23 protein-coding genes and 1 pseudogene are annotated in these 25,390 nt (G+C 68.0%); 14 read left to right on the forward strand and 10 right to left on the reverse strand.

Annotated elements, in window-relative coordinates:
* Positions 1–65: 65 nt before the first annotated feature.
* The 4 genes and pseudogenes from H537_RS56730 to H537_RS52680 all read left to right on the forward strand — a co-directional run.
* Positions 66–266 (forward strand): hypothetical protein, encoded by a 201-nt coding sequence (locus H537_RS56730; protein ID WP_375136321.1) that lies wholly within the window; start codon positions 66–68, stop codon positions 264–266.
* Positions 267–1,968: 1,702 nt separating this feature from the next.
* Positions 1,969–3,456 (forward strand): DUF7125 family protein, encoded by a 1,488-nt coding sequence (locus H537_RS42610; protein ID WP_043458665.1) that lies wholly within the window; start codon positions 1,969–1,971, stop codon positions 3,454–3,456.
* 34 nt (positions 3,457–3,490) lie between these two features.
* Positions 3,491–5,083, forward strand: coding sequence for a hybrid sensor histidine kinase/response regulator (locus H537_RS42615; protein WP_064735959.1), 1,593 nt, complete (start codon positions 3,491–3,493; stop codon positions 5,081–5,083).
* A gap of 38 nt (positions 5,084–5,121) precedes the next feature.
* Positions 5,122–5,262 (forward strand): annotated as a pseudogene (locus tag H537_RS52680) (tripartite tricarboxylate transporter substrate binding protein); the annotation flags it as partial.
* A 141-nt stretch (positions 5,263–5,403) separates the two neighbouring features.
* On the opposite strand, the gene mgtA reads toward H537_RS52680, so the two are convergent.
* Together mgtA and H537_RS52685 are read right to left on the reverse strand one after the other, a co-directional pair.
* Positions 5,404–7,998: a magnesium-translocating P-type ATPase gene (gene mgtA / locus H537_RS42620; RefSeq protein ID WP_084150626.1), complete on the reverse strand. Its 2,595-nt coding sequence runs from the start codon at positions 7,996–7,998 to the stop codon at positions 5,404–5,406.
* Positions 7,999–8,264: 266 nt separating this feature from the next.
* Positions 8,265–9,119 (reverse strand): hypothetical protein, encoded by an 855-nt coding sequence (locus H537_RS52685; RefSeq protein ID WP_156901645.1) that lies wholly within the window; start codon positions 9,117–9,119, stop codon positions 8,265–8,267.
* A gap of 513 nt (positions 9,120–9,632) precedes the next feature.
* Between H537_RS52685 and H537_RS0112385 the strand changes: the two genes are divergently transcribed.
* The 6 genes from H537_RS0112385 to H537_RS0112420 all read left to right on the forward strand — a co-directional run bounded on the left by H537_RS0112385 (position 9,633) and on the right by H537_RS0112420 (position 12,914).
* Entirely contained in the window at positions 9,633–10,043 is a 411-nt protein-coding gene (locus H537_RS0112385; protein WP_028998175.1) for a PEP-CTERM sorting domain-containing protein, read from the forward strand.
* Between the two features lie 746 nt (positions 10,044–10,789).
* Positions 10,790–11,068, forward strand: a complete 279-nt coding sequence (locus tag H537_RS0112395) for a hypothetical protein (RefSeq protein WP_156901646.1) — start codon at positions 10,790–10,792, stop codon at positions 11,066–11,068.
* Positions 11,065–11,493 carry a type II secretion system major pseudopilin GspG gene (gene gspG, locus H537_RS0112400; protein WP_028998177.1) on the forward strand — a complete coding sequence of 143 codons (429 nt, stop codon included), beginning with the start codon at positions 11,065–11,067 and terminating at the stop codon, positions 11,491–11,493. Before H537_RS0112395 ends, gspG begins: the two co-directional genes overlap by 4 nt.
* Positions 11,494–11,565: 72 nt before the next feature.
* On the forward strand, positions 11,566–12,030 hold the full coding sequence (locus H537_RS0112405; protein ID WP_028998178.1) for a hypothetical protein: 465 nt from the start codon (positions 11,566–11,568) through the stop codon (positions 12,028–12,030).
* 275 nt (positions 12,031–12,305) lie between these two features.
* Entirely contained in the window at positions 12,306–12,629 is a 324-nt protein-coding gene (locus H537_RS0112415; RefSeq protein ID WP_028998179.1) for a helix-turn-helix domain-containing protein, read from the forward strand.
* 36 nt (positions 12,630–12,665) lie between these two features.
* Positions 12,666–12,914: a hypothetical protein gene (locus tag H537_RS0112420; protein ID WP_028998180.1), complete on the forward strand. Its 249-nt coding sequence runs from the start codon at positions 12,666–12,668 to the stop codon at positions 12,912–12,914.
* Between the two features lie 760 nt (positions 12,915–13,674).
* On the opposite strand, the gene H537_RS0112425 is transcribed toward H537_RS0112420, so the two are convergent.
* On the reverse strand, positions 13,675–14,028 hold the full coding sequence (locus H537_RS0112425) for a hypothetical protein (protein WP_156901647.1): 354 nt from the start codon (positions 14,026–14,028) through the stop codon (positions 13,675–13,677).
* Between the two features lie 413 nt (positions 14,029–14,441).
* Between H537_RS0112425 and H537_RS0112430 the strand changes: the two genes are divergently transcribed.
* Positions 14,442–14,861, forward strand: a complete 420-nt coding sequence (locus tag H537_RS0112430) for a magnetosome magnetite crystal formation protein family (RefSeq protein ID WP_043458669.1) — start codon at positions 14,442–14,444, stop codon at positions 14,859–14,861.
* Between the two features lie 497 nt (positions 14,862–15,358).
* Here the strand turns inward: H537_RS0112430 and H537_RS0112435 are convergent, their stop codons facing one another.
* Positions 15,359–16,429, reverse strand: coding sequence for an acyl-CoA dehydrogenase family protein (locus H537_RS0112435; protein ID WP_028998183.1), 1,071 nt, complete (start codon positions 16,427–16,429; stop codon positions 15,359–15,361).
* A 672-nt stretch (positions 16,430–17,101) separates the two neighbouring features.
* Between H537_RS0112435 and arsC the strand changes: the two genes are divergently transcribed.
* A complete protein-coding gene (arsC, locus tag H537_RS0112440; protein WP_028998184.1) occupies positions 17,102–17,524 on the forward strand; it encodes an arsenate reductase (glutaredoxin) in 423 nt (140 codons plus the stop codon).
* Positions 17,517–18,239, forward strand: coding sequence for an arsenical resistance protein ArsH (arsH, locus tag H537_RS0112445; protein WP_028998185.1), 723 nt, complete (start codon positions 17,517–17,519; stop codon positions 18,237–18,239). Before arsC ends, arsH begins: the two co-directional genes overlap by 8 nt.
* Before the next feature lie 215 nt (positions 18,240–18,454).
* Here the strand turns inward: arsH and H537_RS42630 are convergent, their stop codons facing one another.
* Both H537_RS42630 and H537_RS42635 read right to left on the reverse strand, forming a co-directional pair.
* Entirely contained in the window at positions 18,455–18,766 is a 312-nt protein-coding gene (locus tag H537_RS42630; protein WP_156901648.1) for a hypothetical protein, read from the reverse strand.
* Between the two features lie 459 nt (positions 18,767–19,225).
* Complete coding sequence (locus H537_RS42635) at positions 19,226–20,179, reverse strand: DMT family transporter (protein WP_169516996.1); 954 nt, start codon at positions 20,177–20,179, stop codon at positions 19,226–19,228.
* A gap of 134 nt (positions 20,180–20,313) precedes the next feature.
* On the opposite strand from H537_RS42635, the gene H537_RS0112460 reads away from it, so the two are divergent.
* The gene (locus H537_RS0112460; protein ID WP_028998186.1) at positions 20,314–21,192 is read left to right on the forward strand and encodes a LysR family transcriptional regulator; all 879 of its coding nucleotides are present in this window, start codon (positions 20,314–20,316) and stop codon (positions 21,190–21,192) included.
* Between the two features lie 179 nt (positions 21,193–21,371).
* Here H537_RS0112460 and H537_RS0112465 read toward each other — a convergent pair whose 3' ends face one another.
* The 4 genes from H537_RS0112465 to H537_RS0112480 all read right to left on the reverse strand — a co-directional run bounded on the left by H537_RS0112465 (position 21,372) and on the right by H537_RS0112480 (position 25,376).
* Positions 21,372–22,598, reverse strand: a complete 1,227-nt coding sequence (locus H537_RS0112465) for an NAD(P)/FAD-dependent oxidoreductase (protein WP_028998187.1) — start codon at positions 22,596–22,598, stop codon at positions 21,372–21,374.
* 11 nt (positions 22,599–22,609) lie between these two features.
* Positions 22,610–22,933, reverse strand: a complete 324-nt coding sequence (locus H537_RS0112470) for a 2Fe-2S iron-sulfur cluster-binding protein (protein WP_028998188.1) — start codon at positions 22,931–22,933, stop codon at positions 22,610–22,612.
* Positions 22,934–22,951: 18 nt separating this feature from the next.
* On the reverse strand, positions 22,952–24,151 hold the full coding sequence (locus H537_RS0112475; protein WP_028998189.1) for a cytochrome P450: 1,200 nt from the start codon (positions 24,149–24,151) through the stop codon (positions 22,952–22,954).
* Positions 24,152–24,272: 121 nt separating this feature from the next.
* Positions 24,273–25,376, reverse strand: a complete 1,104-nt coding sequence (locus H537_RS0112480; protein ID WP_028998190.1) for a porin — start codon at positions 25,374–25,376, stop codon at positions 24,273–24,275.
* Between the last annotated feature and the right edge of the window lie 14 nt (positions 25,377–25,390).

The raw sequence follows: 25,390 nt of genomic DNA on the forward strand, positions 1-25,390 counted from the left end.
CCCGCCTCCATCCCTTTGCGCCCAAGGACAGCGACAGTGCCGTAGCTGGCGCAGTGGCGTCCTTCATGGGCAGCCACGACGGCAAGGTGCTGTACCGTCGGCACGGGGCCACGGGGGAGTGCGCCAATGCGCAACTGTGCCGCCGGGGCTTGCAGCAGTTCAACGTGCGTGGACTGCTCAAGGCACATGCCGTGCTGCTGTGGCACGCGCTGGCGCACAACTTCATGCGCATGCGCTCGTTGGGCCTGGCCTTCGTGGCGGGCTGACGCTGCGGCCAAGCCGCAGCGCGCTGGCCTGAGCGCGCCGCGACAATCAAGGACTCACATGGCAGCCCTGGCGCACGCACTGCAAGCGTTCACGGCCCGCATGAGCGCGATCACGGCTGGCAGCTTCAATACTGCTTATCCGGCCCCGCGCAGCTAAATCGTTCACAGCTTCTCACACCCTCAGTTGGTTGTTCAGACCGGCGAAGCACCGGCGGCGGGAGGTGTTTGCTGCAGCAGCTGAGTGCACTGGAGCAGGTGTGCCAGAGCGGTGAGATCGCCCGCGTCGAGATGCCGTCTCCTTTCATCCTGTCCAACACTGCCGAATGAGATTCCGCCGGACCGTGTACATGCCCGTGCGCATCCCGTGCGGCTGAACTCAGCAGGTGCCGTGTTGTGACACGTCCGCAGAACGTCAAACGAGGTGCGGGGGCTGCCAGGGGCCGCGTGCGGCAGCAAGTGCGAGGATTTCACTCGCTGTGCATCGAAAGAAGGGCCGTTCGTGCCGCCGAGTAATGGTGAGCGCCACGCGCCATTCGGCTCAAAACCGGCGTTGCTATAGTATAGCAACCTTATAAATCAACAACTTAGCTTTTCGATTCGGTGAAGTTTCCCCACGCTAATGCCTTGAGAGGGCACGCTTGACCACATACGTGGTCTTGGGGAAGTTTGCGCAACCGTGAGAGGTTTTGTGCGGGCCAATTGGCACGGCGTTGCGCTCGTGCACTGCGGTAAGACCAATCTGTGGGAGATTCTGTGCAGGAGTGGGCCGGCCTCCGGCGCAGCCGTACACGGTCTGCTGCAGCGCCCATGGGGAGCAAGCCCCCGTGCGGAGGTATTGGCCCCGACAGCGCGGCGTGAGCGTGCCATGTATCAGGCCGAAGCCCTGCGCAGGCGTGGGGTAACGCCCTCCAACCAGCCAACGTCCGGAATGCTCAAGGCCCGCATTGCTGAGCCGTGTACTGAACCGGCCGAGGCTGGAAAACTCGCTGCACAAGATGGAACAGGGCACCCGGGCTGGAGGTGCCGGTGAAGGTGCGCAGCCTCATGCGTGCGTTCGCCCTGATGTCGGCCGATCTCGGGCTTGAAAGACCGCCGCGGCGCTGCGGCAGGCTGCGCAAGGCCACAAGCATGCGAAATGCCTGCGGGCCCTGAACCAGCCAGTGTCAGAGGCCTTTGTGTCCGGCCAGGCCAGGGACTCGGACCGTGCTGTGCTGCAGTCGTCACAGTGACTTGAGATACAGGACCAGGGCTGCGATTTGCGCATCGGTCAGGTACTGCGCCTTTTCCGCTTGTAGGTGTGGATGACCTCCTCCGACGTCGCTGCCGCGCTATTGTGGAAATGGGGCGGGTGCTGCCATGCGCCGCGCAGCTCGGCGCGCCGCCGGGCTCGGGTTCGCTGACCACCTCGCTGGGCGCGCGCAGGCGCCGATTCGAGTTCGTGAACGCCAGCCCGCTGTGGCGGCTGGCGCAGGTACCCTGCTTGGTGTTGAAGACCAAGCGCCCGCGCGCGGCCGCTGCAGGGTTGAAGCTCCCAATCGGCGGCTGCAGCTTGAGCCCGATGACGGCAGGCAGGTTCAGCACCCGGTGTGTCGAATCGTTGGCAAACCGGGGCCAGGCAGCTGACGACGATGCTTTATCGTTATTCCCTTTTGCATCCGTGGCGAGTGCCCGCGCATGCAAGTTGCTACCCAGAACGGCTGCCATGATCGAAAACGACCATCCCCGCCGCGCCGTCACCGGCGTTCTTGGCCTTGACGACGTGCTGCACGGTGGGCTGATCGCGCACCGTCTCTACCTGATCGACGGCAATCCCGGCGCAGGCAAGACCACGCTGGCGCTGCAGTTCCTGCGCGAGGGCGTCCGCGCTGGCGAGCGCTGCCTCTACATCACGCTGTCCGAAACTCGGGACGAGCTGCTGGCCGGTGCCGCCTCGCACGGGCTGGACTTGAACGGCGTCGAGATCGAGGAGCTCATGGGCCGCGAGGGCGAGCTCGACGGCGATGCCGAGCTCACGATGTACCACCCCTCGGAAGTGGAGCTCACCGAGACGACGCGCCAGGTGCTGCAGGCCGTGCAGCGCGTGAACCCCAGCCGCATGGTCTTTGACTCCCTGTCGGAGCTGCGGCTGCTGGCGCAGAGCTCGCTGCGCTACCGGCGCCAGATCCTGGCGCTCAAGCAGTTCTTCGCCGCGCGCCACTGCACGGTGCTGCTGCTCGACGACCGCACCGCCGAGGGGCCGGACCTGCAGCTGCAAAGCATCGCCCACGGCGTGATCGCACTGGATCAGCACGCGCCGAGCTATGGGCAGGCGCAGCGGCAGCTGCGGGTGGTGAAGTTCCGCGGCAGCGACTTCCGCAGCGGTTTTCACGACCTGGCCATCCGCCATGGCGGCCTGCAGGTGTTTCCTCGTCTGACCGCCGCCGACCATGGCGCCGCCTTCGAGCGCGAAACCGTGCCCAGCGGCGTGGAGGCCCTCGACGCGCTGCTGGGCGGGGGCATCGACCGCGGCACGGCGACGCTGCTCATCGGGCCGCCGGGCAGCGGCAAGTCCACCGTGGCGCTGCAGTACGCGCATGCCGCCGCCGCGCGCGGTGCTCATGCGGCGGTGTTCGCCTTCGACGAGTCGCGTGCCATTCTCCTGGCCCGCTGCGCGGGACTGGGCATGCCGCTGACAGAAGGCACCGGCGCGGGTCAGGTCCACGTCCGCCAGATCGACCCGGCCGAGATTGCGCCCGGCGAGTTTGCCTCGCTGGTGCGCGAAGCCGTTGAAGTCTTTAGGGCCCGCGTCATCGTCATCGACAGCCTCAACGGCTATCTCAACGCGATGCCCGACGCGCGCTTTCTCACGGCGCAGCTGCACGAGCTGCTGAGCTACCTCAACAACCACGGCGTGGCGACGTTCCTGGTCGCGGCGCAGAGCGGCCTGATGGGGCCGAACATGCAGGCGCCGGTGGACGCCAGCTACCTGGCCGACACCGTCGTCATGCTGCGCATGTTCGAGCACGGGGGCCGGGTAAAGAAAGCCATCTCGGTGCTCAAGAAGCGCAGCGGCCGCCATGAGGAGACGATCCGGCAGGTCTGGTTCGATGGCGGCGGCGTGCACCTGAGCGAGCCGCTGGAACATTTGCGCGGCGTGCTCTCGGGCGTGCCCGTGGAAGACGGGCTGCGCAGCGCCGGCGGGCTGTCCTGAGCGGCCCGGATCCGATGCCTGCGGCCTTTCCCTCATGAGTTCGCCAGGACAACGCGTGCTGGTGCTGCCCCCGACGCGCCGCGATGGCGAGGTGACGCGGGCCCTGCTGGCCAAGGCGGGCCTCGATGGCCTGGTGTGCTCCACGCCGCACGAGCTGTGCGAACACGTGGCGCTGGGCGTCGGTGTGGTCATGCTCACCGAGGCCGCGCTGTGCGACCCGGCCATCGAGGAGTTCGTGGCGGCGCTGGCGCTGCAGCCGCCCTGGTCGGACCTGCCGGTGGTGGTGCTCGCGCGTGACCGCCAGCCGCCGGCGGTGGTGGCCCAGGTGCTGGAGCGGCTGGGCAACGTGACACTGCTGGACCGCCCGGTGTCGGCGCGCTCCATGCTCAGTGCCGTGAGTTCCGCCTTGCGGGCGCGCTCCCGGCAATACCAGATCCGTGATCACCTGTTGTTGCAGGAGCGCACGGAAGCCGCGCTGCGTGAGAGCGACCGGCGCAAGGACGAGTTCCTGGCCATGCTGGCGCACGAGTTGCGCAACCCGCTGGCGCCCATCGCCAACGCCGTGCGGCTGCTGGACAAGGAGCTTCCTGCGGAGCGGCACCGTGCGGTGGTGGAAATGGTGCGGCGGCAGTCGGCGCACATGTCCCGGCTGGTGGACGACCTGCTGGAGGTCTCGCGCGTCACGCAGGGCCGCATCGAGCTGCGCAAGGAGAGGCTGCTACTGGCGCATGCCCTGCTGCCCGCACTGGAGGCGGCACGGCTGATGGCGCGAGAGCAGCGGCAGTCGCTGATCTTCGACGTGCCGCTGGACATCGAGCTGGAAGCCGACCCCGCGCGGCTGACGCAGATCGTAGGCAACCTGTTGACCAACGCAGTGAAGTACACGCCCGCCGGCGGTCATCTGCGCTTGAGTGCCCGCGTGCTGGCGCACTGGGTCGAGATCCAGGTGCGAGACGACGGCCTGGGGTTGGACGCGGCGTTGCTGCCGCGCGTGTTCGACTTGTTCGCTCAGGGTGCCACGACGCTGGACCGCTCGCGCGGCGGACTGGGCCTGGGGCTGACGCTGGTGCGGCGGCTGGCGGAGTTGCACGGCGGTGAGGCCGAGGCCACCAGCCTCGGGCCGGGACTGGGCTCGACCTTCACGGTGCGGCTGCCGTGCCTGCAAGGCGCCGAAGCACCCGGCGGCGCGGCCATGTTGGCCACGTCGCCGCAGTTGGCGCCCACGAAGCTCCTGGTGGTGGATGACAACGCCGATGCGGCCGACTCGCTGTCGCTGCTGCTGCAGATGGATGGCCACGAGGTGAGGATCGCGCGCACCGGCCCGGAAGGACTGGACGTGGCGCGCCAGTGGCGACCCCGTGCGCTGCTGTTGGACCTGGGATTGCCAGGCCTGGACGGCTACGCCGTGGCTCGGGCGCTACGCGCGGACCCCGCCATGGCTGGCGTGGCGATCGTGGCCGTGAGCGGCTACGCCCAGGACAGCGACCGCGAGAAGACCCGCGCGGCAGGCTTCGATGCGCACCTGGTCAAGCCGATCGATCTGGAGGAAGCCTACCGGGTGCTCGCGCGAGCACTGGCGCCCTCAACACTGGGTCGGCAGTTGGCCAAAGGTGCAGGGCTTCATTGACTGAGGTGTCCTGACAAGAGTGGACAGGCCTGTTCTAGGCATCGTCGGGCAACGGCTCGATCCAGCACATCGCCGGCGAACTCTTCGGGCAGATGACGAAGGTGCCCGTGACCCATGTGTCCTACACGGGGCCCGGCCCGGCCATCAACGACCTGATCGGCGGACAGGTGGACGTGTTCTGCAGCCGCGCTGCGACGGCCATGCCATGCCGGCCTGGCAAGACAACCCGGCCGTGCGCTCGGGCATCGCGCAGCTCCCCCGCTATCTCGACACGCGGGCGCGGCAAACGGCACGCTGACGCACCCGGCCCGCGCGCCGCATCACCACGGCAACAGGGATCTGGGCCGCCGCGCCGCGCGGCGGTGGCGGCGGGGCCGGAAGAACCAGCGCTTGAGGCTCTCGGCCGACACCAGGTAGGCGGCGGTGAGCCCGCCCACCAGGGCCAGTACCGCAGCAGGCAGTGGCACGAAACCGAAGGCGCGGCCCAGCGGCAGGTGGGGCAGCGCCAGCGCCAGCGCCGCCACGCCCAGGCTGGCTGCAACGACCCAGGGCGAGGGCCGGTCGCGCCATGCCGGGCTCGGCGTGCGGATGACGAAGACCACCAGCACCTGCGTCGCCATGGACTGCACGAACCACGCGCTCTGGAACACCGCCTCCGTGCTGCGCATCACGCCGTAGAGCAGGGCGAAGGCAGCCAGGTCGAACAGCGAGCTCAGCGGCCCGAACCAGAGCATGAAACGGCGTATGCGCGCGATGTCCCAGCGCCGCGGCTTGAGCATCTCGGACTCGTGCACGCGGTCGGTGGGCAGTGCCAGCTCCGACAGGTCGTACAGCAGGTTGTTGAGCAGGATTTGCGCCGGTCGCATGGGCAGGAAGGGCAACCACAGCGCGGCGACGGCCATGCTGACCATGTTGCCGAAGTTGGAGCTCGTGGCCATGAACAGGTACTTGTCCACGTTGAGTACCGTGCGCCGGCCTTCGCGAACGCCCTGCTGAAGCACGTGCAGGTCGTGCTCCAGCAGCACCAGGTCGGCCGCCTGGCGTGCCACGTCCACCGCCCCGTCCACCGAGATGCCGACGTCGGCCGAATGCAGCGGCGCGGCATCGTTGGCGCCGTCACCCAGGTAGCCGACCACGTGGCCGCGTGCCTTGAGCGCCAGCACGATGCGGTTCTTCTGCTCGGGCGTGACGCGGCAGAAGAGGTTGGCGCGCGTCACCGCCGCACGCAGCCCGTGGTCGTCCAGCCGTGCGATGCGGTCGCCGGTGAGCACGCCGCGCACCGGCAGGTCCAGCGCCTGGCACAGGTGGCGCGTGACCAGTTCGTTGTCGCCGGTGATGATCTTGAGCGCGACGCCATGCGCGCGCAACTCGCGCAGCGCGGACGCGGTGGACGCCTTGGGCGGATCGGCGAAGGCGATGAAGCCCGTGAACACGAAGTCGTGCTCGTCCGCGGCCGACACGTCCACCGTGCCTGCCTGCACCCGCCGCCTGGCCACGGCCAGCAGCCGCAGGCCCTGTGCGCTGTGCGCCTCGAACAGCGCGGCAATGTGCGCGCGCGCTGCCTCGTCCAGCGGGGGCTCGGCCTGGCCGTCGTCCCAGGCCACGCTCAGGCGCAGCACGTCCTCCGGCGCGCCCTTGCAGATGAGCAGTTGCTCGTCCCCCCGCTGCAACAACACCGAAACCCGGCGGCGCTCGAAGTCGAAGGGCACCTCGTCGAGCTTGCGCCAGCCCTCGGCCGCGGGCGTGCGGTGCGCGAGGATGGCATCGTCCAGCACCGAGCGCACGCCGCTTTCGAAACGGCTGTTGAGCCAGGCGAGCTCGAACACCGCCTCGCAGGGCTGTCCTTGCGCATCGACGGTCCGCTCCAGGCGCAGCGCGGCCTCGGTGAGCGTGCCGGTCTTGTCGGTACAGAGAACGTCCATGGCGCCCAGGTCCTGGACGGCCGAGAGCCGGCGCACCACCACGCGTCGACGGGCCAGACGCATTGCGCCGCGCGCCAGCGTGACCGACACGATCATGGGCAGCAGCTCCGGCGTCAGCCCCACGGCCAGCGCCACCGCAAACAGGAACGACTCCAGCAGCGGGCGCTGGTACAGCACGTTGAGCAGCAGCACCGCCAGTACCAGCGCCACCGTCGCGCGCGTGAGCATCATTCCGAAGAGACGTGTGCCGCGCTCGAACTCGGTCGGCGGTGCAGGGCGATGCAGGCTCCCGGCCATGCGGCCGAGCTCGGTGCGTGCCCCGGTGGCGTCCACGCGCATGAGCGCCGACCCGGACACCACCGAGCTGCCCATGTAGAGCACGTGCGGCGACTGCAGCGCCGTCGACGCTTCATCTTCAACACCCTGCGCCTGGGCGCCGGCGCGCGCGGCGTGCTTTTCTACCGGGACAGCCTCGCCGGTGAGCAGCGCCTGGTTGACGAAGAAGTCGGTGGCTTGCAGGACCGTGCCGTCTGCGGGCACCAAGCTGCCGGCTGCAAGCTCCACGACGTCGCCTTGCACCAGCTCGCGCACCGGGCGCTCCACGGTCTGGCCGTCGCGGCGCACGCGCACGCGAAGCGCCACGGCCTGCTGCAGGGACTCGATGGTGCGGTCCGCGCGCTGCTCCTGCACCAGGTCCAGCACCACGCTGGCGGTGATCACCGCCGCCACGATGCCGAAGCTCAGTGCATCGCCCGTGAAGGCTGCGATGGCGGAGGCAACCAGCAGGACCAGCAACAGCGGGTTGGCCAGCCGCGCGATGAAGCGCCGGGCCAGCGAACGCCGCCGCGATGCCTGCAGCTCATTGGGACCCTGCTCGGCCAGGCGTTCGCGGGCCTGACTTTCCGGCAGGCCCGAGGATTCGCCGTGTGGGCCAGGTTGACCAGGCACGGCGTTGGCGCTGTTTGCTGCAACGGGTTCGGAGGCGGTGTCCATGGCCGACAGCGTGCACCATTGACGGAGCTTGGCGGCCTGCAAAAAATCAAGCTGGGCTTCAAATTCGGGGCTTCAATGCGGCTGTGCGTCCAGCCGGCACAGCTTCTTGGGCAACAAGCGCATTTGGGCCGCGTGCCCTCCAGTGGCCGTGCAGCCTGCTCACCTTGAGGTTGAGGCTGGTGCCGACGAATTCCTTGACGTCGAAGGAAGTCCTTGCCGCTCCCTACATGACGAAATGCACGGCAACCCCAAGCCGTCCGATTTCTCTAACGATTGCGGCGATGGGTGCCGTCGCGTGCCTTGGGTAATTTCAGCAGTAATTCACCCAATCCAACGACATACAAAGCAAGACTGCCTGGCTCAGGAATGGGAGCCGTTGAGACACGAAGGTAATCAATCGACACGTCGGTTGGATAATAATTTCCTGGCAAGCCAATGGATTGACTGAAACCAACTCGAACGCCTGATTGATAATCGGACAATAACTGGCTGACACCTATGCTGACAAACTTGCCTGGACCCGTGTCTGGTTCTATGGATGCGGACACTCCACCGTTGCGGGAAGCCTCCAAAACAAAGCGGTACCATGTATTGTTCTGGAATTCAAATGGAAATTCGGATCCGCTGCCTTGGCTGGTGATGGCCGAGAATACGCGCTGTCTGCCATAGTCGGGCGCAAGCAGTGCCCCCTGCGCATAGTGCTGAATATTGTCGCCACCAATCAGCCACAATTCCAGCAGTTGATCGATGGACGTGGCAGGCGATTGCACCATGGTGTTGAAGCGTACTTCCAGGCGCAGCCCATGCGCAGTGTCGAAGACTTTGTCCGTGCTCCAACCCTTACGCTGAGCGTCGCCCATGACGTTGTTCATGCGCAGGACACTGGCGCCATCCAGAGTTTGAAGCGTCGCTTGCGCTGGTCCGATGTACTGGGCCTCATTCAAGTTCGACCCTGCGTAGCGCCACGGCGCCGTCGGCAGCGCGGTTTTGTAAGCGCTTCCTGGCAACGTGTTGAAGTCATCGAAGAAAAGCTCCTGTGCTGCTGGCACGTTTGAGGATATGCCCAGCAACACCAGTGCGGCGGACAGTGAACGGTTGCAGGGCAAGATAAATCGAAGCATCACAGGCCTCCAGCAAACAGACCAAGGCGTTTCCTGAGCCACGAGAGCGCCGGGACAACGCCGGGACAACGTTCTCCCACTGCTCCATCACGAATACTCTGCGCTTTTGACTGCTACCGTTTCAATACCAGTCTCCAATTTCTTGCGTATCAGACTTTTGCTCACACCAAATGCGTCTAGCGCCGCACTTGGCAAGTATTTCGACTCAAGGTTTTAAGAAGTGGTAATGTAACCATGGCCTCATGGTCGGCGATAAAAATGCTTTCTAATGCAAATTGTCGACCTAGCAATTGGAAATCATTGTCGCATGCCATGCTGGGAATCAGCGTCTGATCCGGGCAGCGGGGATATGCAGCAAGTGGCGAAAGCACTGGTGCAGGATATGACGGCGCGTACTTGGAAGCCCGTCGATTACGACTGCACACAGGCCATGCTCCGCGATGGGCTTTCGCAGCATGGGGGGCCTGTCCATCATGCGGCGGCTGGTGGACATGCCGGCAGCCGAGTGCGGTGATGCAAGCCGAGCTCAGTTACTTCTGCTGCGGCTTCGGCCAGATTGCTCACCTGCTGGATCCTTTCGCAGCGGTAGCCGTGACCGCGGACTATCTCCTTGAGATGCATGCAGACAAGCTGCTGGGTGCGTCAAGGGATGAAGTGGTCAGCGGCTATCTCTATTCATTCTTGGATACCTTTGAAGCTGCTGCCTATGCCAACCCGGAATTTGGTCCCAACGACGTGAGGCTTTCGGGGCAGCTCTCGGCCACGTTCCTGAACGACAGCAACCGGGTGATTGTTGTCAACCATATTTTCGCCAGTGAGTTCGATGCCCGACCCGCGGCGCTGATTCCGGAACCTGCCACCGGCGGGCTGTTCGCGGCCGGGCTGGGGCTGGTTGGGCTCTGGATCCGGCGGCGCAAGCGGTGATTGAACTGCGTGTCCCATCCCAGGTGGACACCGTAATTGCCGACGCGTCTCAAATAGTGGCGGTCGTAGAAGATGCCGATGCGGAAGAGTGTCTGATGATCTGGCGTCGTGGTGGGTATTGAAATATTGGTAATTGAGGGAATGAAATCGGCATCCGGCCTGGATGGCGGCAAGGCAAAAGGTCTACGGTGCCGGCTGTGCGCCCAATTCGGGTCGAAGCAGAGTCGGCGCAGCCGAAGCCCGCAACTCGGCCCGTGCCGGGGCCAATAATGGTCCCATCGGACACTCGGGACGCACCTGTTCGGCGCTGAGCCGCTGCAGTACCGGCCTTCCATGGCTGCAACGCTTCTGGCGCCAGTTGAAGTCGTCGGCGATGGAGCGGGCGCCGGCCGGAATCGGCGGCGGCGCTGGCCGCTTCATACCGCGTTGCGGCTCCAACGCGTTCCAGAGGCCCTGCCTGGTGCAAACCCCGGACCGTCGTCCAAGGTTGATATGACACGCCAACCGCGGCCGTCGGATCGGGTAAAAGGCGCAGCGCACCCGCACTGGTGTCCGTTCATCGACCTCACGGCCGCAGCGGTGGTGCCAGGCAAGCCGCTGCGCGCTGCGGCCCCAGCGCGGTGATGGCCGCCGAGCCCACGGAGCGCACCGCCACGGCGGCGCTGCGGGTGAGCGTCCTGTCCACGCCACGCGCGCAGTTCGACCGCCTTTTCCCGTAACCAGTCTTGGACGTCGCTGACTTCCTCATGAGCACTGAACCCGTCATCCACCTCAAGCAGTGCCGCGTCATGATCGTTGGCACTGAGCAGCCGGCTGCGCCAGCGCTGGCCCTCGCCAAGGCCAAGGTGCCCCAGCCACTGCTCAAGCTCAAGGCCAGGCCCTCGACGCTGGCAGCGGCACTGCCGCCAGCCGAGCCAGCGGCTGCCGCGGGCGCGCCTCCTGACAGCCCCCGGCAGGAGCGCCTGAGCCCGACCGAGCGCGAGCGCTGCCAAGCGGCCCAGGCCACCCCCTTGCCGACCTTATGAGCTATCCGACCCGACACCCCCTGCGCGGGATCGCCAGGCGCGACCTGCTGCTGGCCCTCGTCGTCGTTGCGCTGCTGCTGGGCGTGGCCGCGCCGCGGCTGATGCAGCGCCAGCAGCGTCCGGAAGCCTCGGTGGCTCGCGTGCAGCTGGAGGCGCTGCACAAGGCGTTGCAGGCCTACCGGATGGACGTCGGGCGCTACCCGAGCGACGCCCAGGGACTGCAAGCGCTGGTACAGCCGCCGGCGGACGTGGACCGGGCGCACTGGCGCGGCCCGTACTACCCGGATGCCCCCGCGCTGGATCCCTGGGGCAGCCCCTACGCCTATCGCTTCCAGGGCGGAATCGGGCGGGGCTACGAGGTCTACAGCCTGGGACGGGACCGCGCGCTGGGCGGCCAGGGCGAAGATGCGGACATCGGCCGTTGAGTGGCTTCCGGTACACCTCATGCCTTGCTGACGCGGTCGCTTCAGGGACACACGATGGATCGAATTCGGGTTTTGGACGCCTGTCGTCGCGATCGCGCGCGGCTCGTCCTGGCCTACCGGCTCGGCCGCATCGAGCCCGGTGCCATCGAGCTGTGGCCTGAGAGCGCGCCCGAGCCACCCGCGAGCCAGGGCGCCGCTGCCTTCGATGTCTCGCCCTGGCTGGACCACGAGCTGTTCGGGCTGCTGCCGCTGGGCTGGCACGCGGCCACAAACGAGCGCGGTGCCGTGCGGCTGTACTGCGAGCCGCAGCCCGGCGAGTTGCTGATCGAGGCCGGCAACCTCATCGAGCGCATGGCCGCGGGCAAGGAGCCCGCGCCAGTCGGCTGGGGGCGGCTTTCGCAGGATCAGCGCTCAGACGTGCTGGCCCGGCGGCTGACGGTCGAGTCCGACGCCGCGCGGCAGATCGCGCAGCGCGTGATGTGGCGGCTGGCCAGGCTGCAGCCCGAGGGCGGGCACGACGGGCCGAACGGGCGCTGATGGCGGCAGGCAGGTACGGCTGCGGCGGGAGGGCCAGCGTGCTGCCCTCCACGGCAGCGCTACACCGCGAGCCCTACGGCCCGCGTGCCAAGCGCCGCGGACGCAAGGCGAGCGTTGGCGCCTCTGCCGAAGCCGGACCGCGCAGCCCGCGCGCTGGTCATCCGGACCGGAGGCGCCATCGCAGCCACTGCCCACCTCTCGGCCAGCAGAATGATCCAATTGAAAATGTTCAAATATATTTGAACTCCATTGCGGCTCAAGAGAAAATAAAGCGTATGTCGCGCGCCCCGAAGCTCACCGACGATCTATCCCCCCAGATCGCCAAGGCGCTGCAGGAGCTCGCCGCCAACCTGCACCTGGCACGCCAGCGGCGCGGGCTTTCGATTCGCGCGCTGGCGGCCGAGATCAACGCTTCGGTGCCGACCGTCATGGGCATGGAGCGCGGGGAGGCCACCGTCAGCATCGCCGTCTACGCCGCGGCACTGTCCTTCTATGGCCGCCTGGAGTGGCTGCCCGACCTGATGGCGCCTGAGTTCGACCGCGAGGCCCTGCGCATCGAACTGGCCGGCATCCGGCCCAGGCCGGGAAGCAGGCGGTAGCCTGTCGCCCTGGTGCAATGGAAAAAGGAACCAGGCATGCCCCAGAGCCCCGTGAAGATGATGCTCGACGCGGCCTTCGGGCGGCAGCAGCCAGGCAGCGCCAGCGGCACGGACGCCGCGGCCCTGCAGGCGGTTGCCGAGGCGGCCGCGGTCTGGTGGATGGCGCGCAGGCCCGACGGATGGTCGCTGGAGCGGCACTTGGCTGATCCGACGGTCCATTGCGAAGATGACCACGAGCGACAGCTGGCTGCCGCGGCGGCACGCTGGATATCGCACCGGAAGTGATCGCACGAGGCGGGCCGGGCCCGTTGCCGTGCGTCCTCGCCGTGGGTCCTGCGCAACGCATTCCAGGCGGGCTTTCCTTACTGCCGACAGCGCTGTGACACAGTGGGCTGCCGGCCCTCAGGCCCTGGCTTTTTTGCACCGGCCTGCCGCCGCCTATCGCTCCTGGCGGCGCAGGGTCCACCGCGCCCACATCAGCGGCCTTAACGCACGGCCGCTGCCTTGGGTCCGCCAGGTGGCCTCGGCGTCGGGCGGGCGGCCGGTGGCCTTGCGCATGCCGCGCCGGCACCGCTGAAGCGGACCTGGCGTAAGCAGCGTCAACGCGCCGGCTGGGCACTGCGTTGAGCGGGCAACCGAAATGGCTTGCGCAGTTGCCTAAGACGACGACGTACAGGGAAGATGCAATCGAGCAAGGGCAAGCATGGTGCGGTTGCTGCAGTGGCGCTGTCCATGGTACCGACCGTCGGGCTGGAAGCCTTGGGCGGCGCAAGCGAAGGACCACGTGGCGCCAAAGGAGGCCTGGGCCACCGTCCGCGAGCTGCCTTGAGCCGGGGTCGCATGGCGGGGCTGTAGCTGCCTATTTTTGTGGCAATTCTGCGCAACTCTTGTTGAATCAACGACTTGGCTGAGCCATAGGCATATACACCACAGACTTGTCCACAGCGGCAGGGGATAACTGCCTTGGCAGACGGCCGGACCAGCGGGTCAGGCGTCAACCGTCAATTTCAGTTTGGTCCGATCCTTCAGGCCAGGTGCCACGGTGTCACTTGTACCAACGGCGCATTTCCTCCGGCTGTTCGCTTTGTTCTTGCAGCAACAGGGCATTCAGCCAATGGACCATGAACATGAAGCTGCCGACCCAAAGCGACCACATCATGAGTCCGAGGGTGTCGGCGTAGAGGCCGAACAATGCCCCGCCCAGAGCGATACAGAGCCAGCCTGCGGCGACCCCCTTGCGGAGCAAGACGCCTCCCGCGCCAGCGCACAACAGCGGCAAGCACCACTGCGCAAGGGCTGCACCAACCCGGAGCGACGGCGGCAGAAAATCCATGCTGGCACCTCCTACTGCTGAGTCCGACAGCACGATACGCTGGCTTGGTCGAAGCTCGAACAGCATGGCCTTATTGGAAGGAAGGGGGCGCCGACGTCGACAACATGCTTGTCTTGTGTCGAAGCCTGTCCGAGCTTGCCGGCGCGGCTTACGCAATGCAGAACGCGGCGGTGTTCCCAACCGCCGGCGGCCAACAATCCGGCGGTGCCGATGCCACTACGAAGCAGCAGCCCGAATGCTGACGCAATGGGTGGTGGGTGGGCATCACGCTGGCCGAGTTGCGCGCGCAGGACATGGCTAGCGCGTGCGCCAGTCTCGCGAGCACTGGGTCATCCGGCCGCGCGACCACGTATGCCGGTGGCGCCATGGAGCGCGAGATGGCACCCTGCATACTGGCGCTTCCTGCCGCCGTCCGGACGTGGTGTGCCATGAGCACACGCAGGTAGGTTCTCACTGAGCTTTCAGGCCAGGCACCAACGATGCACACCACAGCTTCAGAAACATCACCGGTACGGCTGGCCCCTGGCAAGGCTAACGGCCAGGGCCTTGCCGTGCTGGCCGAGTCGCTGTACCTGGTCAATCTGCTCCTGGCTCCGGGGTTGGCATTTGCCGTGCTGGTGTGGTTATGGCTGCGTCACCGCCACAGCGCGCCGCCGCTGGCCCGCAGCCACTTGCGCCAGGCGACCTTTGTCAGCATGGTCGCTGGGGTGCTGATTGCGTGCCTGTCCGGTGTCATCGTGAGCCTGGGCGGTTGGCGCTGGTCCTGGACCTGGGTTGCGGTACTGACCTACTTCGTCTGCATCCACGGTGCACTGGTCCTGCTGGGTATGTTCGCGTTGGCCAAGGCCATGGCGGGCAAAGCTTGGCGCTATCCGGTCGTAGGGCCGCGAGAGGATTGAATCGCCATGGAGCACAGACATCGCCAGCGCGTGCACTATCGAGCAGTACAGCAAGCACACCACGGCGTGCTTCGGCACGTGGGCTGAGGGCGCCGGCGAGCAGTTGCACGAGATGTTGTCGCGCATGGAGCAAGCTCATCCCATGCGCAGCTGCAAGCAGGACGGGTGTTCGCGGCACGAGGCCGCCCGGCCGACTGGTTTTCGTCCGGGTTCTGGGACGAGCTCGCCGTGCCATTGGTCGCCATGGCACTTGACCGTGAACGGCGCCCGCCGCGACCGCCGCCCTACAGCGATATGGGCGGACCGACGCCGAAGCGATTTCGACGTGGGTCCCTTCCCAGGGGCCGAGTGTGCTTGGAGGGCTGGTTGCAGCCTGGCTTGGTGCAGCAGGTTGGGGAGACGGACGCGAAGGTACGCGAGCGTGCCCAGGCTGGGCCGAATCTGAATTCGTTGCGTTCACGAGGCTGCCGATGGGCCGCCTGCACGCACCCAGGCTGCTACAGCAGCATCGCGTGCTGCGTGCCGGTGTGCAGGTCACGCCAGGCACGGTTGAGCGCAGTGCGTGGATCGGCGGCGGCCAAGCCGCACAGGGGATAGATGCTGTCCACGGCCTCACGTGCCGTGTGCGCCCAAGCCAGCGCCGCGTCACGCAGCGGCCTCTCGTCTACCGGACAGCCGTCGCGCTGGACCTGGCTCCACGCCTCATCGAGCAGCTCCAGGCACCGACCACGCGCGCCGTCGAGCTGCTGCATGGAGGACTGCAGCTGGGCACGCACCTGCAGCCGTGCGCCCAGGGGCTGCCGGCTGGGCCCGACGGGGCGCTCCAGCACCAGCGGCGTGGCCAGGCGCAGGAAGCCGCGCGCCATGCCACCGAGGTTGGCCGCCAGCGTCACGTACGCCAGCGCATCGAACGGGAAGCGGTAGAGCGCGCCCGGATGCGTTGCAGCGGCCGGCTCGATGTCGAAGACGTTCGTGTCCGACACCACCTGGTCGCAGATCGCGAACGCGTGGCTGGCGCTGGCGCGCAGCCCGATGGCGGCCCAAGTGGGCAGCACCTGCACGCCCGCGGCCGGCACGATGAAGGCCCGCACGCGCGGTGCGCCTGACGCGTCGCGCAGTGGCTCGCCATCCTCGTGCAGCATGGCATTCAACGTGAAGTGGCTGGCGTGCGGAGCGCCCGTGGCGTGCCCCCAGCGGCCGGTGATGCGCCAGCCGTCAGCCGTACGCTGTGCGACGCCGGTTGGCGCGCCGCTGCCCGCCAGGCACATCCCCGGCGTGGCGACCACTTCGCGCGCCAGCGCCAGCGGCAGGAAGCCGGCGAACCAGCCTGCGCCGGCGCACAGCGTCACCACCCAGCCGCAGCTGCCGTCGGCCTCGGCAATGGCCTCTTGCAGCCGCACGGCCTGGGGCAAGGCCAGCTCCAGGCCGCCGAGGGCGCGCGGTGCCAGCAGCCGGAACCAGTCGCGGCGCCTGATGAGCTCCAGCTGCGCCGGCGCCAGGTGCCCCAGTGCCTCGGCCTGGGGTGCGGCCTCGCGCAGGACGCGGGCGTCCTCGTCGGTGATGGTCATCAATGTTCGGTGGAAAAGCGAGGTGCCAGTTTTCGATGGTGCTTGGGTCAATGCTGCGCTGGCGGGGCTGCTGTTCCCGGGCCGCCACAAGGTGCTCGCGAGCTACCGAGAAGTCTCCTTGGCGAACCGCCTGTACTCGGCCTGCCACGCAAGATGACGACAATTAAAAAGATTTCAAGGGCGCGACTGGCTTTCGGTGCCTCGCATGGACAGTCGGAGCGCTCGCCCGGTGCTGCTCGACCCCCTCCTGATCGCAGGCGGGTGATCCTCATTGATTGCTCAACGGCCTGCACGCCACCGAGCGTCGATGGGGTGTGAGGCACAGCGTGATCGTGGGATCGGGCTATCAGGAGTGGTTCAAGTACAGCAGCCGCTGCGCCTCACGCAGCCGATTCTACGGACTTGCCGGCCATCTGACCGCCGGGTGAACCGATTGGCTGGCAGGTCTGCGGTGCGGAACACCAGCCAGCGGCCGGTAAAGTTGCGCAGGCACGCACCGGCTGCACCGTAGGCAGTGGGTCGCCGACCAGATCCGCCCGACAGCCTGGGACCTGGCCGGCGTTGCCGTGGCGTTGGCTGGCATGGGCATCATCATGTTCCAATCGGCCCGGCAGGACTTCAACAAGAGTCGGCCTGGTTCGGGAAGAACCCTCAGCAAACTTGGAGCGACCTATGACCGAAGTCACCATCTTCCACAACCCGGCCTGCGGCACCTCGCGCAACACGCTGGCGCTCATCCGCCACGCCGGCATCGAGCCAACCGTCGTCGAATACCTGAAGACGCCTCCCAGCAAGGACCAGCTGCGCGAGCTGGTGGCCGGCACGGGCCAGGGCGTGCGCGCGCTGCTGCGCGAGAAAGGAACGCCCTACGCGGAGCTGGGCTTGGCCAACCCCAAGTGGTCGGACGAACAGTTGCTGGACTTCATCGTGCAGCACCCCATCCTGATGAACCGACCGGTGGTCGTGACGCCGCTGGGCACCAAGCTGTGCCGCCCGTCCGAGGAAGTGCTGGCGCTGCTGCCGGTGGGCCAGCTGCCGCCCTTCACCAAGGAGGACGGTGAAGTGGTGCAGGACAGCGGGGTGCGGCGTGGCTGAGCTGAACCAGACGCTTCCTGCGCTGGACGCCTCGCTGTTCCAGGTGCCGACGGTCGAACAGTTGACGGTGCGCGAGCCCTCGCGCCACGCGCCGCGCTTTCTCATGCTCTACGGCTCGCTGCGCCAGCGCTCGTACAGCCGGCTGCTGACGTTCGAGGCGGCGCGGCTGCTGCAGGCCATGGGCGGCGAGGTGCGGATCTTCGAGCCCGCGGGGCTGCCGCTGCCCGACGGCGCTCCAGACACGCATCCCAAGGTCCAGGAGCTGCGCGATCTCGCGGCCTGGTCCGAAGGCATGGTCTGGTGCTCCCCGGAGCGCCATGGCGCGATGACCGGCATCATGAAGGCGCAGATCGACTGGATCCCGCTGTCGGTGGGGGCGGTGCGCCCGACGCAGGGCAAGACGCTGGCGGTGATGGAGGTCTCGGGAGGCAGCCAGTCCTTCAACGCCGTCAACCAGATGCGCGTGCTGGGGCGCTGGATGCGCATGATCACCATCCCCAACCAGAGCTCGGTGGCCAAGGCTTTCAACGAGTTCACCGAGGACGGCCGCATGAAGCCCTCGGCGTTCTACGACCGGTTGGTGGACGTGATGGAGGAGCTGTTCAAGTTCACGCTGCTCACCCGCGACGTCGCGCCTTACCTGGTGGACCGCTACAGCGAGCGCAAGGAAAGCGCCGAAGAACTCTCCAGACGCGTCAACCAGCACACCATCTGAGCCTTTGCGCCAGTTCGCCGCACGCTGCCCCGGCGCTGGCACACGCTCTTTCCCTTCGCAGGCATGGATGGCGAGGATCTCGCCATGGGCAGGGAAAGCGGGGGCGCTGAGGTCCATGGGCCCTCCTGTCGTGAGGCCGCTCCGCATGGACGCGCCGATCGTGCGCCGCTGCAAGCTGCCGCGTGCAACCCGCCCACTGGGTGGGGTACCGGGCTTCAGGCGTGTCCCGGCGGGTACGTGAAGCCGCCGCCATGCTCCCTCTCCAGCCGCGCTTCCTCGCGCAGGTCCTCCTGTACCGGATCGGGCGCTCCACCGCCCTTGAGATGGTCCTCGTACCAGGCGGAGATCAGCTGGCCCACGAGCGGCTGTGGCCCTTGCACGATCTCGTCGATGTCCAGCGCGCTGGCCTCGCAGATCGCCTCGATGGGTGCCATCGCAAAGCGCACGAGGCCGTCGTCCACGTTGCGCGACAGGCGCAGGTCAGCAAATTCCACATCGTCCGGAATCGTCACACGCAGTTTTCTCATGCTGTCTTCCAACGTTGCAGCACTGCAGCGCCATGGGCAGGCGCTGCGGCGCTGTACTGCGGGTGTCATGGCGAACCCATGCACCGGGCGGCCGAAGCCGATGGTGCACGGATTAGAGCAGGACCCGTTCCTGACCTCTGGAAGCCGCGGATGGGTCCTTGATGCCTACGGCACGACCCAGCGCCCGCTGCACCGTCCGGCACGGCATGCGCACGGTACATTGACCGTGCCGCACCCGACGAGAAAGGGCGCCATGAATCGATCCAGCCCCGTGGTAGGGATGATGCTGCAGTTCGCATTCGGCCCGGGTGCCGCGGGCGTCACGCCTTCCAGCGCCGCAGGTTGCGGACAGCGGCGCAGCGATGGCCGGCGAGATGTCGCCGCAGATGCTGGCACTGGCCCAGGCCGTTGCGGGCTGGGTACGGCAGGGCGGCTGACAGCGCTCCTTCCCGTACTGGCTCAGCGTGCCTGGACGCCGGGACAGCGGGCTCTCACGAGACCCGGCCCCGACGCCCTGCGTGCCGGCCACGCATGGAGCGCCAGGGCCATGGCGACCAGGCCGGCACCCATGATCTCACTGGCTTGGGGCGGCGCGCCGAGCAGGGCACGGACGGCGATCACGGACAGGGGCACGACGTTGAGGAACAGCGTGCCGATGGGGGCGCCGAGCCGGCGCACGCCCAGATTGAACGCCAGTGCCGCGGCCACCGTGGGCACGACGGCGACGTAGAGCAGTTGCGGTGCGAATTCCGCCAGTACCGCCGGGGAGGGAAGCGGAATCAGTCCGCACGCCGTGGCCAGCGCCGCGCCTGTCGCCAGCCATGGCAGTGCCGCGGCGGCCGTGAGCGCGGTGTACTCTAGCGGGCTGTGGTCAGGCAACGAGGCGGCGCCACGGGTGTAGAAGACCCAGCCCAGCGTGCCCGCCAGCGTGATCAGGTCCCCCAGCTGCGAGGTGGCGGTGACGCTGGCGCTGCCGGCCAGCAGCTGCGCCACCGTGGCCACGCCGGCCAGCGCCAGCGCCGCGCTGACCACGGCCCGCGGCGGGGGGCGGATGCCATCGAGCAGCCAGCGCAGCCCCAGCGTCGTGAAGGGCATGGTCGCCATCAGCACGGACCCGTGCGAAGGCGCCGACAGCCGCAGGCCGACGAACACCAGGATGCTGAAGGCGCCGTAACCGGCCAAGCCCAGCATCGTCAGGCGCGCCAGGTCCGCCCGCAGCTTGGCCCAGGGCGAGCGGCCGAAGCACTGCACCAGCATGAGCAGCAGCGCCGTGGCCAGGGCGTAGCGCACTACCGTGAACCAGACCGGGTCGATCACGCCGATGACGTGCTTGCCAACAAGGAACAGGCTGCCCCAGGCGGTGGTCGCGAACACCAGCGCCAGGCAGGCCAGTGAGGCCGGAAGAGGAGCCATGGCGGCCATCCTTTGCGAGTGGGAAGTGCCCGGCAGTCTCGGCACCCCGATGAGCGCGGTCCATTCGTTTGGGCGGACTGCCGCGTTTGGAAAATCAACACGCGCCGGCAGGCCGCGCTGCCGACAATGGCGCCATGGAGCTCTACCAACTCAGGACCTTCGTGGCCGTGGCCACCGAGGGCAACCTCACGCGGGCGGCGCAAGCGGTCTTCACGAGCCCGCCGGCGGTGAGCGCGCAGCTCAAGTCGCTGGAGGACGAGCTGGGCGTGCGGCTGTTCGACCGGGTGCCGCGCGGGATGACGCTCACGGGCGCTGGCGAGCGGCTGCTGGTGGAGGCGCAGCGCACGATCGCCGCGGCCCAGGCGATGCAGGCGGCCGCGGCGCGGATCCGTGGGCAGGCCCGGGGCACGGTGCGCATGGGCACGGTCAGCGATCCGGTGTCGCTGCGGCTAGGCGACGTGTTCGTGCGCCTGGCCGAGCAGCACCCGCAGGTGGCGCTGCAGCTGCACCAGGCGGTGTCGATGCGCACGCTGCAGGCCGTGCGCCGCGGCGAGCTGGACTGCGCCTACGCGCTGTGCGACCAGGCCGAGGTCGACGGCCTGGAGCTGGTGCGCCTGACCGCGTGCGACATCGTCGCCGTCCTGCCGCCGCGGTTTGCGGGCGCCCCCGCGCCGGAGACCCTGGCCGAGCTGGCGTTGCTTCCCTGGGTCACGTCGTCACCGGAGTGCGGCCTGCGGCCCCAGCTGGAAGCGCTGTTCAAGGAAGCAGGCCATGGCGTGCCGGCGGGCACCATGGCCGACACCGAGGGCGCCGTGCGCGGCATGGTGGCCAGTGGGCTGGGAGCCGGCTTGATGCGGCGCGACCAGGCCATCGAAGCCGAGCGCGCGGGCCAGGGGATCGTCTGGAACGGCTGGCAAGGCCGGACATGGCTGTGCTGGGCAAGCACGGGCACGGCGCTGGAAGTGCCGGCAGTGGCTGCGGTACGCGACGCGGTATCGCAGGCTTGGACGTGACGTCAACGGGATTGCTGGCTGCAGCGGCGCGGCATGGCACCATGGCAAGTTGTTTGCGTTTGCCCCAATCGCGCTTATGTCAATTTAATTTATAACGCAACCAGCAAGTAGAAAATATGCGGAGCATCGATTGGCGTGTGTGCAGTTTGTCGAAGCTGAACCTGTCCTGCACATGGCGATTACAGGAAGGACTTCAGTGTTCTTGTCGGATCGCAGGCCAGCGCTGGATCGGGGCTGATGCCGGCGTCGAGCAGCTTGCGTGCAGCCATGTGGTCCAGCGGCGCATTGACCGACTCCACGCATGACAGGCGCTTGCCGGCGTAGTGCAGGATCGAGAAGCTGGTATCGCTCGCCCCGGGGCGGTGCTGGCGGACGCCTTCGGCTGGCATCAGCCCCGCCATCTGCAAGCGCAGGCTGCCCTGCTCGGACCAGAACCATGGCAGTGCCCGGTATGGCTGCGGGGCGCCGGTGAGTGTTGCCACTGCGGCGCGCGCCTGGTCGTTGGCGTTTTGCACCGACTCCAGCCGCAGGCGCCGGCCGGTGATGGGCTCGGGAAAGCTGGTGCAGTCGCCCACGGCCAGGATGGCCGCGTCGCTGGTGCGTAGGTGCTCGTCCACCACGATGCCGTTCTCGCATTCCAGCCCCGCGTCATCGGCGAGCTGGTGCTGCGGTACGGCGCCGATGCCCAGCACGAGCAGGTCCACCGGATGCCGCACGCCGTCCACGCCCAAGGCCGCCAGCCGCGTGCCCTCGACCTCGAAATGGCCCACCGCCGCGCCCAGGCGCACATCGATGCCCGCGGCGCGGTGCGTGTCCAGCACGTGCTGCGCCAGCTCGGCCGATACCGAGCGCATCAGCAGCCGCGGCGCCGACTCCAGTAGCGTCACCGCCTTGCCCAGCGCGCGCGCGGTGGCCGCGACCTCCAGGCCGATGAAGCCGCCGCCCAGCACGGTGACCTGCGCTGCCGCCTCCAGCAGCGCACGCAGGCGCTGCGCATCGCCGGCGGTGCGCAGCACCGCGACGTTGTCGAGATCGGCGTGCAGGTGGGGCAGCTGCCGCGCGCGCGTGCCGGTGGCAAGCACGAGCCGGTGGTAGGGCAACTCGCGCCCGGAGCGCAGCCGCAGTCGTTGCCGGGCGCGGTCAATGGCCACGGCCGGATCCGCGCGGTGCAGCGTGATGCCGGCGTCGGCGAACCAGCCCTCGCCGCGATGCTCCTGCAGCGGCTCCTGAGGATTCTTCAGGAAGGACTTGGACAGCGGAGGGCGCTGGTAGGGCAGCGGCGCCTCCTCGCACACGAGATGTACGCGGGCGCCTTGTCCCAGCGCGGCCAGACCCGCGCACACCTGCACCCCGGCATGCCCGCCGCCAATGATCACGATCGGTCCGCGGCCGTCCTGCTCGCTCATAGTCGCCTCCCTCACTGCTGCCGCTCGGGCAGCCGCAGCACCAGGCCGTCCAGCGCCGCGCCGAGCTTGATCTGGCACGACAGCCGGCTCTCCGGGCGGCGCTCGTCGGCCGTGCATTCGAGCATCTCCAGCTCGTTGGCCAGCGGCGGCTCCAGCCGCTGCAGCCACGCCGGCTCGACATACACATGGCACGTGGCGCACATCGCCGAGCCGCCGCACTCGGCCACGATGCCGGCGATGCCCGCGCCGGTGGCGGCCTGCATGACGCTGGTGCCCTCGGCGGCCTGCACGGACTGTTCACGGCCGTCGGGATGGATGAAGATGATTTGAGGCATGGGAAGTCTCTTCGTGAATCAGGCCGGGATCAGACGCAGCGGCAGCGTCTCCAGCGCGCGCAGCGTGTTGTTCAGGCGCCGCGTGGGCTCGCCCGTGAGCTCGATGCGCTTGACGCGCCGGGCCAGGGCCGAGAGCACCACCTCACCTTCGAGCCGGGCGATGGCCTGGCCCACGCAGCCGTGGATGCCCGAGCCGAAGGCCATGTGTCCCACGGGGCGGCGGGTGATGTCGTAGCGGTCGGGGTCGGGCCACTTGCCCGGGTCGCGGTTGGCCGCGGCCAGCATGCACAGCACCTTGGTGTTCTCCTGCACCGGCACGCCGGCGATCTCGGTGTCGCGCACGGCCGTGCGGTAGAAGGTCTGGGCGGTGGACTCCCAGCGCAGCGCCTCCTCGAAGGCGGGGCGCGCCAGTGCAGGGTCGACATGCAGCTTCGCGTACTCGCCGGGGTGGCGCGCCAGGCTGTAGAGCGCATTGCCGATGCCGTTGATGGTGGTGTCCACGCCGGCAGACAGGAACGAGCGCACCAGCAGCGGTGCCTGCTCCAGCGTGATCTCCCCGGCCTCGGCCGCCTGGTAGATCTGGTCACCGAAGCCGCCCGGGCGCAACTGCGCGCGCTGGCAGTGCTCCATGATCCACTGCGTCACAGGGCCTGCCCGCTCAGCCGACTTCGCCAGCAGCTCGTTCCTCGGCCCCATGGAGTTGAAGACCAGGTCGCCGTAGAGCAGCAGGTTCTCGCGGCCTTCGCCGTCCAGCCCCACCGCGTCCGGAAAGACTTTCAGCGGGTAGGGCTGCGCCAGGTCGTGGATGCCGTCGATCTTGCCTTTGTCCACGCAGCGCTCGACGAGCGCCTCGGCCTCGGCCGCGAAGGTGGCGCGGATCTGCATCACCGTCTTGGGGCTGAGGATGCGCGACAGGATCGCCCGCGTGGCGGTGTGCTGCGGCGGGTCGGCTTCCAGAATCAGGCTGGGCGGCCGGAAGGGCTGTTCCTGCCTGAAGTTGGTGAGTCCCACGCCCGCGGAGGAGATGAAGGTGGCGTGGTCGTTCAGCACCGCATGCACCTGCTCGTGCCGCGCGCAGGCCAGCACGGTCGGGTAGGGCGCCAGGCGCAGCACCGGGCCGGCCTCGCGCATGCGCTGGTGCATCGGGTAGGGGTCGAGCAGGTTCTCAGGCGCGTAGGGATCGATGTCCAGCTCGGGGATGGCGGCGGTCTCGTTCATCGTGGGTCCTCGGGGTACTTGCCGCATGGCCAAGACGCCATGGCGGTCGCTATTGACTTGATGATGCTACTTATTGATATATCAACTAGTTGGGAGTTTCCCGATGAACGGACGGCGTTCATCAGAATGCGTGCCGCACGCCTACGGCCAGCCCGGTCTGCGAGCCGCCCGGCACGGGCAGGCCTCCCGGCGCACCGCCGCTGACCGAGAGCGCGAGTTGACCGTCGTTGTCGATGCGCCCGGCCGTAACGTAGGCCGCCGTGCGCTTGGACAGCGTGTAGGTGCCGCGCAGCGCCAGCAGCGTGGCCTGCGCCGGGCTGTCGCGGTAGTCCAGCCTGGCAACCTGCCCCTCCAGCGAGAAGGCCGGCGTGACGGCGTAGGCCGCCTCCACGTAGCCCAGGTTGCTGCGCCGTGCCACGGCGGTGGGACTCTCGTTGTCGCGGCGGATCCAGCCTGCGCCCACCTTCCAGGCGCCGAGCTTGGCGTAGGCAGTGAGGAACAGGCGCTCGTCGGTCAGACCGCTGGACGTCAGCCCCGCGGCGGCCCCGGTGCCGCCGCGCTGGCGTTCCCATGACACGGCAGCACCCCAGGCGGCGGTGTCGTACTTCAGCATCGCCGAGGCAGCGCGGCAGGCCTGCGTGTCGGTGGCGCTCTCGCCGCCGCAGCCCGTGCCCGCCGGCGGGGCAGCCACGTCACGGCCCAGGCTGTAGTTGGCGCCGGCGCTCACCGGGCCCCAGCGGCCCTGCCAGGCTACTGTGTTGTCGAAGCGCGCCTGCGGGATGTAGGGGTCCAGCGAGCCGGTGCCGTAGATGTTCGGGCCCAGGATGCCGGCGTCCAGCATGGACAGGAAGTACATGCTGTACTGCCGCCCCAGCGAGACCGTGCCCCAAGTGAGGCTGGACAGGCCCACATAGGCCTGGCGCCCGAACAGCCGCCCGGCCTGGTTCGAAGCGCCGGTGTCGGCACCGAAGCCCGACTCCAGCACGAACACGCCGCGCAGCCCGGCGCCAAGGTCCTCGCTACCGCGCAGGCCCCAGCGCGAAGGCAGCGAGGCCGTGATGCCGGGCATGCGCGTGAGCGAGCCGCCGGCGGGCGTCACGTGGTTCAGGCGCTCCACGGCCACGTCGATCAGGCCGTAGAGCTGCACGCCGGGCGCGCTCGCCTGCGCCTGCGCGGTGCCGGCCAGCATGGCCAGCAGGGCGGCCAGGATGGTTTTTGTCGTCATGTTGTCTCCTGAGG

Origin of the sequence: Azohydromonas australica DSM 1124, assembly GCF_000430725.1 — a bacterium.
Taxonomy (GTDB): domain Bacteria; phylum Pseudomonadota; class Gammaproteobacteria; order Burkholderiales; family Burkholderiaceae_C; genus Azohydromonas; species Azohydromonas australica.